This window comes from Gordonia sp. SID5947 (genome assembly GCF_009862785.1).
Classification (GTDB): Bacteria; Actinomycetota; Actinomycetes; order Mycobacteriales; family Mycobacteriaceae; genus Gordonia.
The window spans coordinates 4,346,364-4,360,339 of sequence record NZ_WWHU01000001.1 but is presented as its reverse complement, the minus strand read 5'-3'; the positions used below and the strand labels follow the sequence as shown (position 1 = coordinate 4,360,339).

General features: G+C 65.0%; 14 protein-coding genes and 1 pseudogene. 3 read left to right on the top strand and 12 right to left on the bottom strand.

All coding sequences use genetic code 11. From position 1 onward, the window contains the following. Positions 1-72 precede the first annotated feature (72 nt). The gene (locus GTV32_RS19960; RefSeq protein WP_161061790.1) at positions 73-453 is read right to left on the bottom strand and encodes a DUF427 domain-containing protein; all 381 of its coding nucleotides are present in this window, start codon (positions 451-453) and stop codon (positions 73-75) included. 64 nt (positions 454-517) lie between these two features. Here GTV32_RS19960 and GTV32_RS19955 point away from each other — a divergent pair, with 64 nt between their 5' ends. The 3 genes from GTV32_RS19955 (at position 518) to GTV32_RS19945 (ending at position 3,120) form a co-directional block, all read left to right on the top strand. Next, positions 518-826: an antibiotic biosynthesis monooxygenase gene (locus GTV32_RS19955; protein WP_161061789.1), complete on the top strand. Its 309-nt coding sequence runs from the start codon at positions 518-520 to the stop codon at positions 824-826. Between the two features lie 29 nt (positions 827-855). Further along, positions 856-1,491 (top strand): LON peptidase substrate-binding domain-containing protein, encoded by a 636-nt coding sequence (locus tag GTV32_RS19950; protein WP_161062655.1) that lies wholly within the window; start codon positions 856-858, stop codon positions 1,489-1,491. Between the two features lie 126 nt (positions 1,492-1,617). Continuing rightward, positions 1,618-3,120 (top strand): aldehyde dehydrogenase, encoded by a 1,503-nt coding sequence (locus GTV32_RS19945; protein WP_161061788.1) that lies wholly within the window; start codon positions 1,618-1,620, stop codon positions 3,118-3,120. A 257-nt stretch (positions 3,121-3,377) separates the two neighbouring features. Here the strand turns inward: GTV32_RS19945 and GTV32_RS19940 are convergent, their stop codons facing one another. The 11 genes and pseudogenes from GTV32_RS19940 to GTV32_RS19890 all read right to left on the bottom strand — a co-directional run bounded on the left by GTV32_RS19940 (position 3,378) and on the right by GTV32_RS19890 (position 13,944). Then, complete coding sequence (locus GTV32_RS19940) at positions 3,378-3,980, bottom strand: hypothetical protein (protein WP_161061787.1); 603 nt, start codon at positions 3,978-3,980, stop codon at positions 3,378-3,380. Next, positions 3,981-4,427 (bottom strand): hypothetical protein, encoded by a 447-nt coding sequence (locus GTV32_RS19935; protein ID WP_161061786.1) that lies wholly within the window; start codon positions 4,425-4,427, stop codon positions 3,981-3,983. 83 nt (positions 4,428-4,510) lie between these two features. Beyond that, positions 4,511-4,918, bottom strand: a complete 408-nt coding sequence (locus tag GTV32_RS19930; RefSeq protein WP_161061785.1) for a hypothetical protein — start codon at positions 4,916-4,918, stop codon at positions 4,511-4,513. Beyond that, positions 4,915-6,354, bottom strand: coding sequence for an MlaD family protein (locus GTV32_RS19925; RefSeq protein ID WP_161061784.1), 1,440 nt, complete (start codon positions 6,352-6,354; stop codon positions 4,915-4,917). The genes GTV32_RS19930 and GTV32_RS19925 overlap by 4 nt, the downstream gene beginning before the upstream one ends. Continuing rightward, positions 6,354-7,604, bottom strand: a complete 1,251-nt coding sequence (locus GTV32_RS19920) for an MlaD family protein (protein ID WP_161061783.1) — start codon at positions 7,602-7,604, stop codon at positions 6,354-6,356. Before GTV32_RS19920 ends, GTV32_RS19925 begins: the two co-directional genes overlap by 1 nt. Continuing rightward, positions 7,604-8,869, bottom strand: coding sequence for an MlaD family protein (locus GTV32_RS19915; RefSeq protein WP_161061782.1), 1,266 nt, complete (start codon positions 8,867-8,869; stop codon positions 7,604-7,606). The genes GTV32_RS19920 and GTV32_RS19915 overlap by 1 nt, the downstream gene beginning before the upstream one ends. Before the next feature lies 1 nt (position 8,870). Further along, positions 8,871-10,094 (bottom strand): MCE family protein, encoded by a 1,224-nt coding sequence (locus tag GTV32_RS19910; protein ID WP_161061781.1) that lies wholly within the window; start codon positions 10,092-10,094, stop codon positions 8,871-8,873. Next, positions 10,091-11,149, bottom strand: coding sequence for an MCE family protein (locus tag GTV32_RS19905; protein WP_161061780.1), 1,059 nt, complete (start codon positions 11,147-11,149; stop codon positions 10,091-10,093). The genes GTV32_RS19910 and GTV32_RS19905 overlap by 4 nt, the downstream gene beginning before the upstream one ends. Then, positions 11,142-12,320 (bottom strand): MCE family protein, encoded by a 1,179-nt coding sequence (locus GTV32_RS19900; protein ID WP_161061779.1) that lies wholly within the window; start codon positions 12,318-12,320, stop codon positions 11,142-11,144. The genes GTV32_RS19905 and GTV32_RS19900 overlap by 8 nt, the downstream gene beginning before the upstream one ends. 5 nt (positions 12,321-12,325) lie before the next feature. Further along, positions 12,326-13,176, bottom strand: a pseudogene (locus GTV32_RS19895) (ABC transporter permease). A gap of 3 nt (positions 13,177-13,179) precedes the next feature. After that, complete coding sequence (locus GTV32_RS19890; RefSeq protein ID WP_161061778.1) at positions 13,180-13,944, bottom strand: ABC transporter permease; 765 nt, start codon at positions 13,942-13,944, stop codon at positions 13,180-13,182. Positions 13,945-13,976: the final 32 nt, after the last annotated feature.

Genomic DNA, 13,976 nt, shown 5'->3' with positions numbered 1-13,976 from the left:
GACTGCGCGATCGCGGAGCGGGGCTCGGTATCGGCGGCGGTCACGATGCCAGGGTATGGCAGCGGCCGCGGATCAGCCCGACGCCACGTCGACGTCGACCGACACCCGACCCGGATAGAACGCGACATGGTCGGCGATCTCCGCGACGGCGTCGTACGGGGACCGGTAGATCCAGACCGCGTCGGTCAGCACCTCGGACTCCAGGGTGAGGTCGTAGTAGTTGCACTCGCCCTTGTACGGGCAGAACGTGGTGGTCGTACTGTCGCGGAGCAACGAGGGGTCGACGCATTCTCGCGGTATGTACTGCACGGGCGGGTACTCCGCCTCGCGCAGGGTGAACGCATCCGACGTCCGCGCGACGACGGCGTCGCCCACCTTGACGACGACGCGACCACCCGTCGGCGACACCGTGATGGGGTGATCGGGCCCCGGTTCCAATTTCCCGCGTGCCATGGCACCTCCGCTCGGTCACTGAACTGTCGATACCTCACTCCAGCATGCCAGTAGGGTGGGGCCCATGGCAGTTGTGAAGATCAATGCGATTTCGGTTCCCGACGGTGCCGGACCGGAACTCGAGAAGCGGTTCGCGAACCGTGCCCACTCCGTGGACGGCTCCAAGGGCTTCCTCGGTTTCCAGTTGCTGCGCCCGGTGAAGGGTGACGACCGGTATTTCGTGGTCACCCAGTGGGAGTCCGAAGAGGACTTCCAGGCATGGGCATCGGGCCCGGCGAAGGAGGCTCACTCCGGCGAGCGCGCCAAGCCGGTGGCGAGCGGAGCCGATCTGCTCGAGTTCGAGGTCGTCCTCGACGCCAAACCCAGCGCCTGACAGGCGTGCCGCGCGCCCCGGGCACGCCGATGTTCCCGTTGGGGACCGCGCTGCTGCCCGGTGAGCCGCTACCGCTACGGATCTTCGAGCCGCGATATCGGCAGATGCTCGCCGACTGCGTCGGCACCGACGAGCAGGGATCGGTGGTCGACGGGCCCGTCGACGCAGGTTTCGGCGTGGTGCTGATCGCACGCGGCCACGAGGTGGGTGGCGGCGACGTCCGACACGATGTCGGCACCTTCGCCCGGATCGAGAACCTGATCCGCCAACCCGATGGTCGGGCCTCGCTCACCTGCACCGGTACGACGCGGATCCGCATCGTCGAGTGGCTGCCCGACGATCCCTATCCGAAGGCCGTCACCGAGGATCTCCCCGAGCCGCGGATCGGTCCCGACGATCACCCGCGGGTCATCGAACTCGGGCGCGCGCTGCGCGCCTTCGTCGACGAGGTGGCCGCCACCCGGCCCGAGGCGGTGCCGGTGGGTCTACCCGATTTCGACGTCGCCGACCTCGGCGACCACGGCTTGTTCGAGTGGGCCATCCGCCTGCCCATCGGCCCCGCCGACCGGCAGCAGTTGCTCGAATGCAACACCGTGTCAGAACAGATCACGGTTCTCGACGATGTGGTCGAAGGGCTCACGGCAATGATCCGATTCGGCCGTTGACGCCCTGGGCGGGTTGCTGAGGCCGGATTCGTCGGTGATGGGCGACGACCACCCCTGGCCCCGAAGTTAGAACGTGTTCTAGTATCGGTTGTGGAGTAGTTCACACCACCACCCAGGAGCACATCTATGACCGAGACCGTCGAGTCCCGTCCGGCATCCGACCTGGTCGGCGCCGGCGACCAACCGCAGCTGTTCATCGGTGGACAGTGGGTGGATCCGCATTCGACCGAGACGCTCGAGGTGTTCTCGCCCGCCACCGGCGAACGAGTCGGTTCCGTACCCCTCGCCGACGAGGTCGATGTCGACAACGCGGTCAAGGCCGCACGGGCGGCATTCGCGTCGGGGGTCTGGCGCGACACCCCGCCGGCCGAGCGGGCAGCCGTCCTGAGCCGCGCGGCGGATCTGATCAACGAACGCATGGGCGAGATCAGCAGCCTGGTCTCCGCCGAGATGGGCGCCACCCCGACCGACGTCACCACCCTCCAAGGGCTCGCCGGCACCGGAGTGCTGCAGGGATATGCCGCCGCCGCCACCGATTTCGCGTGGGAGGAGAAGCGCGCCGGGCTGTTCGGCGAGACACTGGTGACCCGCGAGCCCGTCGGCGTCGTGGGCGCGATCATCGCGTGGAACGTGCCATTGTTCCTGCTGTGCAACAAGTTCGGTCCCGCGCTCGCCTCCGGCTGTTCCATCGTGCTCAAGCCCGCGCCCGAGACCCCGCTCAACGCGAACCTGCTCGCAGAGCTCTTCGTCGAGGCAGGCGTCCCCGAGGGCGTGATCTCGGTGGTGCCGGGTGGTGTCGCCGCAGGCCAGGCGCTGGTCGACCATCCCGACGTCGACAAGATCACCTTCACCGGCTCCACGGCCGCGGGCCGAGCGATCGCCGCCCGCTGCGGCGAGACCCTCAAGCGCTGTTCGCTCGAACTCGGCGGCAAGTCGGCTGCGATCGTCCTCGACGACGTCGATCTCGAGGCGAACATCCACATGCTGGTCTTCTCGGCCGGCCTGATCAACGCCGGACAGGCGTGCGTCGCCCAGACCCGCGTTCTGGTGCCGCGCTCGCGTCACGACGAGATCGTCGATGCGATGGTCGCCACCGCGAAGACCTTCACCCCGGGGCTGCCGACGGCGGAGGGCACGGGCCTCGGACCGATCATCACCGCCAAGCAGCGCGACAAGGTCGAAGGCTACGTGGCGAAGGGCAAAGAAGAAGGCGCCACCGCCGTACTCGAGGGCACCCGTCCCGAAGGCCTGGAGAACGGCTTCTATGTCACCCCGACGATCTTCACCGGCGTCACCAACGACATGACGATCGCCCGCGAGGAGATCTTCGGCCCGGTCATCAGTGTGATCGCCTATGACACCGTCGACGAGGCTGTGACGATCGCGAACGACTCCGATTACGGTCTGGCCGGTTCGATCTGGACTGCCGACGTCGAGCGCGGCGTGGCGATCGCCAAGCAGGTTCGCACCGGCACGCTCGGGATCAATTGGTACGCCATCGATCCCGGCTCACCCTTCGGCGGTTACAAGAACTCCGGCATCGGCCGCGAGAACGGCCGCGAGGGACTCGAATCCTACGTCGAGCACAAGTCGATCCTCATGCCGATGGGATACACCTCCGAATCCTGATCTCTCACAGGAGAACGGGGCCGACCACCACACGTGGTCGGCCCCGTTTCTGTTCGCGCGAGGTCTCGATACGTCTCCTCGCAAGCTCGTCGACTACTCGACCAACAGAACATGGCGTCGCCGATCGAATGGCACCCGAGCCACCATCCGCCGATCGAGTAGCACCCAGCCACCATCCGGCGATCGAGTAGCACCCGAGCGAAGCGAGGGCGCGTATCGAGATCTCCGACAGGGTCCGTGACCCCAGAGTGATTTCGTCAGCCGGCAGGCGGCGAGGACGGGGCAGGCGTAGACGATGGCGCCGGCAACGGCACAGCACCGGGCGGTGGCGTGTCCGTCTGTTCGATGCGGCTACGGAACGAATCGTCGGTGATCACATCGATCCCGTTGATCATCCACCGATCCCCCTGCTTGACCATGGTGAAGGTCAGGCGACTCGGGTCGACGCGGACGAGTTCCTTCTTGTTACGGGTGACCGACTGATTCATGAAGATCAGCACCTGCGAGGTGTCCTTGGTGTTGGTCACCACGCCTGCGTCCTGGATGGTCACCGCGGACACGACACCCTGCTTACGCACCTCGGCGGCGAGATTGTTCTTGGTGACGAGGTCGTCGTAGGTCGGCTTGGCCGCCCCGGTCAACACCGACTTCGACTCCGCGATGTGCTGATCGACATTCTCCGGCGTGTACCCGAACATGGTGGTGGCATAGCCCTTTGCCGCCTCCAGCGAGGAATTGCGGGCGTTCTCGGTGGCCCGGTCGTCGAAGAACCGAATACCGAGGAAGACCGTCACCGCCGTCGCGGCGACGAGCAGGATGACCAATGATGCCGCGACGATGCGACCGGTGGTGACACGCATCTACGTCACCCACTCGAAGTTGGTCATCTTGAGGTCGCCGTTGATCCGGGTCATCTGCACCCGCCACCGGAACGTCTGAACGATCGTCTCCTCCTTGGGATCCGGATTCTTCATCTGCCATCCGTAGACGACGATGGCGGTTCCCTCGTCCGGCTCCGCCTTGGTGACGGCCTCCGACAAGATCGTTGTCTTGGTGTCGATCTTCTGGTCCTTGACCAGCCCGACGGCCTGCTTCATCGAGTCCTGCATCTGCTGCTGGGCTTTGCCACTCGTCTTGTCCTGCAGCGTCTTCAGCGCGTCGTCGACGCTGTCCGGGTTCAGCGTGGTCAGGTTGACGATCATCTGGGACGCGAAGTCCGAGTACTCGGCACGCAGGTCGTTCTTCTCGTCATAGCGGTTGATGCCGACTGCGAACACCACCGAGACCGCGACGAGCGCCACGATCACGAGACCGCACACCGACGCCAGGACGATGTGCTTCGTCCTCGACGAGTCGGTGCCCTTGTAACGGACCGACGAGCCGTCGCCGGTCAGACGGCTGTCACGGCTGCGCTGCGCCGCTGCGGTGCGCGCACGCCGACGCTCGCGATAGGTGACCTGTTCCCCGCGACCGCGGTGGTCCTCTCCTCGACGCCGGAGTCGCCGGTGCTCGCGCGCTCCGCACCCGCAGTGGTGGTGCCGGGATCAGTGACAGCCGCCGGTTCATCGGCGCCCACCGGTTCGGCGGAAGCCGCGTCGGCGCCCTCCGACGACGACACTTCGGACGCCGGCTTGTCACCGCCGCCCTCTGCCGGCTGCGACGGTCGTTTCCGGCCCCGACCGAGCGGGGCCTTGCGAACCGGGGCACGCCGAACAGGCGTCGACGGGGCCGACGCAGAATCCTCCGTGGTTTCCGGGCTGGGGTCGGGCGTGGTGTCCTCGGGTTTATCCGAGGTCACTTCTGCACCGTGCTGCTGATCATGCTCTCCCATGTACTGTCTTGTCCTTGTGAATCCTGCCCGAGACCGGCGTTGTAGGTCTTGCCGTCCGGACCGATGTAGTCACCCGTCTTCGGATCGTACGGGGTGGCATACACCGCGGCGCCGGGCGTGTAGCTCGACGGAGTGGCCTGGGTTGCCTCACCGGCCGCAGGCTTCGCCTGCCCGCTCACCGGCGCTTTGAGCCCGAAGGGCAGGCCCTTCGGGAAGGGGACGTTCTCCCCCTTCGGCTTGTAACCCGTGCGGCATTCCTCCGGCGTGGGCGCCCGGCGGCCCGGGAACTCCGCGCACGGGAAGTTGCGGGCACCACGCACCGCCAGGTTCGAATCCTGCGGCACGCGACACAGCATGCCGGGCGGGATGTCCCGGGCGGTCTGAACCGCCGGCGATCGCCACTGCGACGCGGGGATGAAGCCCATCGTGCAGGTTCCCGGGTCCTGGAACCCCAGCGCGAAGTCCACGTTTGCCCCGTAGTGGCCGTTCTCCGTGTTCAGCGCTGTCACCAAGGCGGCGATCAGTCGCGGATAGATCACCACGATCTGCTGCAGATTCGGGTGGTAGACGGCCAGCGTCTTCGCTGACACACCCAGATTCGAGATGAGCATCGGCAGCGTCTGGTTCATCGACGAGAACAGTTCCTGCGTCTGCGACGCCGTGGACGGGCCCTTCTGGAGGATGTCGGTGACCTCGGGGTTGTTGGCCCTCAGCTGGTCGGTGAACTTCGTGACGTCGGCGGTCCACGAGCGGATGTCGTCGGCGGTCTGCGACTGGGTGGACAGCAGCGGTCCGGCCTGGTCGATGAGCTTCATCAGCGGCTCGGTGTTCTTGGAGGCGTCGCCGACCAGCAGTGTCATCGAATCCAGCAGACGTTGCAGTTGCTCACCGGTGCCGTTGAAGGCCTCGAAGGCCTCGTCCATCACCGAACGCAGTTTGGTGTCGCCGACCTTCCCGAGCAACGCGTTCGCCTGGTCGAGCATCGTCGAGATCTCGACGGGCACCTGCCCGCTGTCGACCACCGAGCCGTCGTGCAGGTGACCGGTCGGCCCATTGGGCACCGGGGTGAACTCCACGTACTGCTCACCGATCGCCGAGACGCTGCGCACCGCGGCCTGCGACGACACCGGGATCTCGGTTCCGTTGCCGATCGACAGATCGGCCACCACACCGTTCTCGGTCAGTTTGACGGCCGTCACCTTGCCGACGTTGACGCCCCGAAAACTGACGTTCGCGTTCTGGTAGAGGCCTCCGCTGCTCGGCAGTTTCACCTCGACGCGGTACTCGCCGATGCCGAACATCGACGGGATCCGGATGTAGAAGATCGCCATCGCGATCAGCGAGATCACCGTGACTATCGCGAAGATGAGCAGCTGGATACGGACAAAGCGCGTGATCTTCATCAGTTCCCCCCGCTCTTCTTCGATGTCGGAGCCGAGGAGGCCGGGGTGCGGCCGGACGGCTTCTTCTCACGCGGCTGCATGCCCGCCGGGCTCAGCGGCGAGGTGAACGGGTCGAGGCCGCGCTTGGCCGCACCGGCCTGCCGCCCGACGATGCCTTCGGGTCCGACGAGACCCACCGAGGAGAGCAGGCCGCGGGACAACCGTTGGAAACTCAGGTCGAGCACGAGGTCGCTGTTCACGTAGTCACCCTTGACGATCTTGGGAATGGCCCCCTCGTAGAACGGGAAGGTGAGGAAGAAGCCCAGCGACTGTGTGAGCGCCGGTCCGGTCGCCTGCAGCTGATCGAGCACCGGCGCCAGGTTCGAGACGATGGTCTTGATGTCCTTGTCGTTGGCGTCGAGGATGTCGTTGCTCGTCTTCGACAGCTTCCCCAACGCTCCCAGCGTGTCGATGAACTGCTGCTTCTGCTCGTTGAGGAGCCCGAGGATCTCCGGCCCGTCCGAGAGAGCCTTCTCCACCGTCGGCGTCTGCTCGTTGATCGACGCCGCCAGCCGATCGAGTCCCTCCGTCGCCCTGATGATGTTGGCCTTCTGCCGGTTCAGATCACCGACCAGGGTGTCGAGTCGCGGGACGAGCTTGCGGATCGTCTCCTGACGGCCGGTGAAGACAGAGTTCATCTCGTGCACGATGTCGCCGAACTGAGCGAGACCACCACCGTTGAGCACCACCGACAACGAGCTCAGCACCTGCTCGGTGGTCGGGTATGTGCATGCCGCCACCTGTTGTGCCGCGTTGATGTCCGGCACCGCCGGGGCGCCCGGACTCGTCGTGATGTTCGACTGCTCAGGACATTTGGTGAGCGGGATCTCGTCCCCCGCCTCCATCACGCCGCCGGTCGGATTCTCCGGCTGGACGATCTGGAGATGTGACGATCCCAGCACGCTCGTCATACCGACCATCACGTGGGACCCACGCGGCACCTTCACGCCCGGGTCCAGCCGGATGTCCACGTGGGCATTCCAGTCCTGCAACGTGATCGGTCCGACGCTGCCGACGGTCGCGTCGTCGATCATCACCGGCGCGTTGGATTCCAGGCCGGCCGCCGTCGGGATGATCGCGGAGATCTCGTACGAACCGTTCCCGGTGCCCTGCGCACCCGGGATCGCCAGGCTGTTGAGTCCCTGGAAACTACACGCCGACAGGCCGGCCATCACGACCACCAGAAGGGCGGCCAATCCCGTGCGGCGCATCAGTTCTCACCCCCGAAAGGCACGAGGAGATTGCCGAGGGCACTGCCACCGCTGTTGTCGTTCTTGCGGGTCTGCGCATCCTGCTGCCGGATCCCCGCCTGCGCGCGGGCCTTGACGTCGGCGTTCTGGTACTGGATTTGGTCGGGCCGCGCATTGATCCCGGTGACCGGATTGGTCAGGAACGGCGGATAGTTCATCGAGATCGAGGAGAGCACCGGCGCGAGCGTGTCCACGCACTTGTCCACCTCTGCCTGACTCTGCCCGGGCCGGTCGTTGGCTTGCATCGATCCGCACAGCAGGGTGATCAGATTGGCACCCATGCCCAGACCGAAGATGCCCGACAGCGAGCCGGTCATCGGGTTGTAGATGTTGTAGAAGTTCGCCAGCTGGTGTGGCCCCGAGTGCAGCAGACCGCGGATCTGTTCGTCCTTGTCCGCCAGGATCTTCGTGGTGTCCGAGAGGTTCTTCACCGAGCCGGAGAGCGCCTTGCCGTTCTTGTCGATGAAGTCCTGCACATCCGACATCGCGGAATCGAGATTGTGCAGGGCACCGTTCAGCTCGTCGGTGTTGTCGCCGAGTACCTTGCTGACCGATGCGATGCGACCGTTGAACTGCATCAGCTGCTCATGGCTCGTCGACAACGCGTCGGTGAGCTTCTGCAGACTGCGGATGGTGGCGAAAAGATCGCCGCGGCCTGCCGAGAGCGTGCCCATCACGTCGGAGAGTTCCTTGATGGAGGCATTGATCGCTGCCCCGTTGCCGTCGAGGTTCTTGTCCGCGACGTCGATCACCTTGGCCGCCGACCCGGGGTCGGCGCCCTTGGGCCCGACCGCCTCGGTCAGCTTGGAGAGCTGCTTTTTGATGTCGTCCCATTCGACTGGGACCGCCGTCCGGTTCATCGGGATGTCGGCGTTCTCGGCCATCTTCGGTCCACCTGCATAGACCGGCGTCAGTTGGACGAACCTGCCCGACACCAGACTCTGGGCGACCACCACAGCTTTGGCGTCCGCCGGAATCGGAGTGTCCTTGTCCACCTGCATCTTGATCTCGACGTCACCGTCGCGCGGCGAGACCGAGGTCACCTTGCCGACGTTCACGCCGAGAACCCTCACGGGGTCGCCGTCGTAGAGTCCGCCCGCGGACGGGAAGTACGCCGTGATGGTGTTGGTGGTCGCCTTGGTGAAACCCACGAAGCCGATGACGATCACCAAGATCGCCAGTACGACCGCGGCGATGACCGCCCAGACGCGTTTACCGATGCCCATGTCAGCCCCCCTGCTTCGGTGTCGAAGCCGGCGCCTTCGGATACTCCAGCTTGGGCGCCTTCGGCTTCGGCGCGCTGTCGTCGTACCCGGGAACCAGCTTGAAACCGTTGGGATTCAACGGGTTCGTGTAGTTGAAGGCTTGCCAGATCTCCGGATACTTCCGCTGCAGGGTCTTCATGAACACAGCGGTGTAGTCGCCGAACGTCGGGATGCCGACCAGCGACGAGAAGTACGGGCCGGAGGCCACCGCCTCGCCGAGCACGTTGGCGTAGGGACCGAGTTCGTCGATCGCCGACCGTAGGCTCGACTCGTTGTCGGTGAGGATCTTCAGGACGCCGTCGAGCTTGTTGAGGACCGGCGTCAGTTGAGCGTTGTTGTCCTTGATGAAGCCGCTGATCTGTGCGCTCACATCACGGGTCCCGGTGATCAGCTGCGCGATCGCCGCCTGACGCATCTGCAACTCGCCGACAAGCGAATTCGCGTCCAGCAGCAGTCGGTTGATCTGTTCGCTGCGGTCGCCCACGATCTTCGTCACCTGGTTGGCCTTGCCGAGCAGACCGCGCAGCGCGTCGTCGCGATCGGCGACCGACTTCGAGAGTCGCGCCACCCCGTCGACGGCTCCGCGCACCTGCTCAGGCGTGTCGGAGAAGGTGTCCGACATGACATCGAGGGCCTTGTTGAGCTGGTCGGTGTCGGTCTCGGCGAGAGTGTCCGTCGCCCCTTCGAGTGCATCGGTGAGCGAATAGGGCGCGATGGTGTTCTCGTTGGGTATCTCCCCGCCGGGCCGGATGCGGTCCGGGCCGTGCGGCACGATCGTCAGGTTGCGACGGCCCAGCACGGTCTCGGTCTTGATCGCGGCCTGCGAGTCGATGCCCATCTGCACGGTGTCGTTCATCCGGAAGGTCACCTGCGCCTTGGTGCCGCCGTCGGTGTTCGCCAGCGAAACACTCTGCACCGTACCGACATTGACACCCGAGACGGTCACGACATCGCCCGAGACCAGGCCACCCGCATCGTCGAAGTAGGCCTTGTAGGTACTGATCGGCGAAAGGTAGGGCAGCCGGTCCATCTGCATCGCCACGATCACCACCAGTGCGGTGATCACCACGCCGATCACACCGATCTGCGCGCGACTGCGTCCGCCGCGCTTGTCCTCGCGCGCGATGTCGGCTTCGCCGGACGTCGTCCGTTTGTTGCGGAACACTCCGCTGAAAGGAAGGCTCATTCGAACTTGCACCTCCCACCGGGTCCGGTCGTGTCGCCTGTCGCATCGATGTTGGTCCAGCTGATCTGCTTACCTCCGGGACCACTGAAGATGATCCGGACCTTGCAGAGCCAGATCTGCAGCCACGCGCCGTAGCTGCCCAGGTTCGACAGCTTCTTGAAGTCACCGGGCAGTCGCTGGATCAGGCTGCTCACGTAGTCGCCGCCCTTGAGGAACTGCTCGGATGTCTTGCCCAGATTGGTCGTCGAGGACTGGATGTCGGGCCGGGTGGAGACCAGCAGATCGGACAGTCCGTTCGTCAGTTTCGAGGTCTGGGTCAACGCGTTCCCGATGGTGCCGCGCTGCGCCGACAGCCCACTGACGAGCTGCTGGAGCAGATCGACGCTCTCGTCGAACCCCTTGCGGTCCTTGTCGAGGGTGGTCAGGGTCTGGTTCAGGTTGTCGATGACCTGACCGATCAGCGCGTCACGGTCGGCGAGGGCGTTGGTGAACTGCGAGGTGTTCGACAGCAGGCTGTTCAGGCCGGCCCCCTGCCCCTGGAACACGTCGATCAACGACGACGACAGTTCGTTCACCTCAGCCGGGTTCAACGTCCGGAACAACGGCTTGAAGCCACCGAGGAGCTTGTCGAGGTCGAGCGCCGGTTCGGTCTGTCCCACCGGGATCTGGTCACCGGGCGAGATCGTCTCGCTCGGGTCACCGGTCCCCTTCTGCAGTTCGAGGTAACGGTCGCCCGTCAGATTCTCGTACCGGACGAGGGCGTGCACGGACGTCGGCAGCGCGTACTGCTGGTCGACGGTGAATTCCACCTCGGCCTGGTTGTCGCGTGTGAGCGATACACCCTTGACCGAACCGACCTGGACCCCGGCGATCTTCACCTTGCTGCCCGGCTTCATCGCCGACGCACTGGTGAACAGTGCGGAGTACTCCTCGGACTTACCCGATCGGTACTGGCTGAAGACGACGACGAGCGCCACGAACACCAGGATCATCACAACCGCGAAGGCTCCGAGCTTGATGACAGTTGCGCGAAATGCGCGGGCACGATTATCCACGGGGCGGTGCTCCGAACAACAATTGGAAGATCTTTGTCTTGTCGGCCTTGGGCGTGGTGCGGGGCTGATACGGCACGGCCGCGGTGTCACTCACGTAGAACGGGGTGTGCTTGGTGGAGTCCTGGTCGGACAGCCCGTCCACACAGGTCGGCGGCCCATCCGCATTCACCGTCGGGAGGTCTTCGGGATAGCGGTACGGCTCTTTGCCCGGCAACAGGCCGGCGTTGAGCTTCAGCAGGCCGTCGTTGAGACCGAAGATGGGTCCGGCCTTCTGACCGGCCACCGCGACCGCGTTGATGAAGCACTTCAGACCGGGTGCCTGATAGCCGAGCAGCCGGGCCGTCGGGTTCAGGTTCGACAGCGCCGAGATCAAGGTCGATTTCGACGGGGCGAGGATGCCGTTGATGGTGTTGGCCATCCCCGTCGCATTGATCAGCAGTGCGTCGAGGTTGGCGGTGTTGTCCACCAACGTGTCTCCGACATAGGTGAAGTTGTCGACCGTCCGCATCAGATTCGGCATCGAGTCCGCATACACATTCGTCACGGTGGCGGTTTGGCGAAACAGTGAATTGAGCTCGGGGAGATGCTTGTTGGTGGTCCCCACCAGCTTCGACAACTGATCGACGGCCACGCCGACCTGATCACCACGTCCCGAGAGGGCGGTGTTGATCGCTCCGAGCGTCGCGTTCAGCTTCTCGGGCTGCAGCTTCGCGAGCACGTCGACAAGCTGCTGGTAGACCGTGTTGAGCTCGACCACCACGTGGTCGGCGTCGATGGTCTGACCCGACTGCATCGTCCCCGACGCCCCGGTCGACGGGACCACGAGGTTCACCGCCTTCGCACCGAAGATGGTGTTCGATTTGATGTCGGCGGTGACGTTGCCCGGGATGAGCGCCATCTGGTCGCTTGCGATGTCGAGCTTCAGGACCGCGTTGTCGCCGTTCTCCGAGATGGACGCAACCCGGCCGACCTCCACACCGCGCAGCTTGACCTTGGCGTCCGGGTTCATCACGAGTCCGGCCCGCGGCGCCTCCAGCGTGACCGGCGTAGTTGACGCGAACCAGCCGAGGAACTGCCCGGTCGCCGCCGCGATGACCGCCACCAGCGACACGACCATGACCGTCGCCGCCGTCCGGCGGACCGCTCTGCTGCGCTCCTGTCGTCTGACCATGTCCCTTATCCCGCCAGGTTGAACTTGCCGTCGGCGCCATAGATGGCGAGCGACGTCAAGAGTGTGATCACGACCACAACAACGAGCGATGCGCGAACCGCGTTCCCCACCGCGACGCCGACGCCGACCGGCCCCCCGACGCGTTGTAGCCGTAGTAGGTGTGGATGAGCATCACGGCCACGGCCATGCAGATCGCCTGCACGAAGGACCAGAGGATGTCCGACGGGATGAGGAACGTGTTGAAGTAGTGGTCGTAGACACCCGGTGACTGTCCGTAGATGAACACCGTGGCGAACCGGCTGGCGATGAACGACGCGAGCGACGCGAGCGCGTAGAGCGGGATGATCGCGATCAGCCCTGCGACGATCCGGGTGCTGACGAGATACGGGATCGAGGAGATCGCCATCGTCTCGAGGGCATCGATCTCCTCACTGACACGCATGGCGCCCAGCTGCGCCGTCGCGCCCGCGCCGATCGTGGCCGCGAGTGCGATACCCGCGATCACCGGGACCGCGATGCGCACGTTGATGAATGCCGAGAAGAAGCCGGTCAGGGCCTCGACGCCGATGTTGGCGAGCGAGCTGTAGCCCTGGACGGCGATGGTGCCGCCGGTGAAGAGCGTCAGGAACCCGACGACCACCACGGTGCCGCCGATCATGGCGAGCGCGCCGGTGCCCATCGAGATCTCGGCGATGAGACGCAGGGTCTCCTTCTTGTAGTGCTTGATCGCGCGCGGGATGGCGATGACGCTGTCCCAGTAGAAAAGGGCCTGATCGCCGATCTGATCCCAGTCTTCGCCGGCACGCTTCGCGGCAACTCGGGCAGTGCGGAACCTGGTGGTGAACGGAAGAACCATGGGTCAGCCCGCCGTCGCTTTCAGACCGACCGCGGTCACCACGACGTTGACCACGAACAACGCCATGAACGAATACACCACGGTCTCGTTGACGGCGTCCCCGACGCCCTTGGCGCCACCCTTGACGTTGAGCCCCTGGTAGCAGCCCACCATCCCGGCGAACAACCCGAACAGGGCCGCTTTGACCATCGAGATCATCAGCTCGCCGAAACCGGTGAGCAACGTGAGGTTGGCGATGAATGCGCCCGGGTTCACGTCCTGGAGGAACACCGAGAACATGAATCCGCCGCCGATGCCGATCGTGCACACCAGGCTGTTGAGCAGGATGGCAACGCCGGTGGACGCGATGATGCGCGGGACGACGAGCCGGTGAATCGGGTTGATGCCCAGCACCTTCATCGCGTCGATCTCTTCTCGGATGGTGCGCGCACCGAGGTCGGCACAGATGGCGGTGGCTCCCGCACCCGCGACGATCAGCACCGTCACGATCGGTCCGATCTGGGTGATCGTGCCCAACGCCGCGCCGGCACCCGAGAGATCCTGTGCACCGATCTCGCGAAGCAGGATGTTCAGCGTGAAGCTGACCAACACGGTGAACGGGATGGCCACGAGCAGGGTGGGAACCATCGAGACCCGAGCGATCGCCCACGATTGTTCGACCGTCTCACGCCATTGAAATGGCCGGCGGAACAGCTCCCGTGCGGATTCGACCCCCAGGGCGACGAAGTCCCCAACACCTGCCATAGGCGTGGCGAGCTTCTCAAACACCAGCACTCCTTACCCCCGGGGGAATCCCCCCG

Coding starts and splice junctions, on each gene's coding strand:
- GTV32_RS19900 (WP_161061779.1), bottom strand. CDS start 12,320: ATGGTCAGACGACAGGAGCGCAGCAGAGCGGTCCGCCGGACGGCGGCG.
- GTV32_RS19950 (WP_161062655.1), top strand. CDS start 856: ATGTTCCCGTTGGGGACCGCGCTGCTGCCCGGTGAGCCGCTACCGCTA.
- GTV32_RS19940 (WP_161061787.1), bottom strand. CDS start 3,980: ATGCGTGTCACCACCGGTCGCATCGTCGCGGCATCATTGGTCATCCTG.
- GTV32_RS19945 (WP_161061788.1), top strand. CDS start 1,618: ATGACCGAGACCGTCGAGTCCCGTCCGGCATCCGACCTGGTCGGCGCC.
- GTV32_RS19955 (WP_161061789.1), top strand. CDS start 518: ATGGCAGTTGTGAAGATCAATGCGATTTCGGTTCCCGACGGTGCCGGA.
- GTV32_RS19925 (WP_161061784.1), bottom strand. CDS start 6,354: ATGAAGATCACGCGCTTTGTCCGTATCCAGCTGCTCATCTTCGCGATA.
- GTV32_RS19915 (WP_161061782.1), bottom strand. CDS start 8,869: ATGGGCATCGGTAAACGCGTCTGGGCGGTCATCGCCGCGGTCGTACTG.
- GTV32_RS19960 (WP_161061790.1), bottom strand. CDS start 453: ATGGCACGCGGGAAATTGGAACCGGGGCCCGATCACCCCATCACGGTG.
- GTV32_RS19920 (WP_161061783.1), bottom strand. CDS start 7,604: ATGCGCCGCACGGGATTGGCCGCCCTTCTGGTGGTCGTGATGGCCGGC.
- GTV32_RS19910 (WP_161061781.1), bottom strand. CDS start 10,094: ATGAGCCTTCCTTTCAGCGGAGTGTTCCGCAACAAACGGACGACGTCC.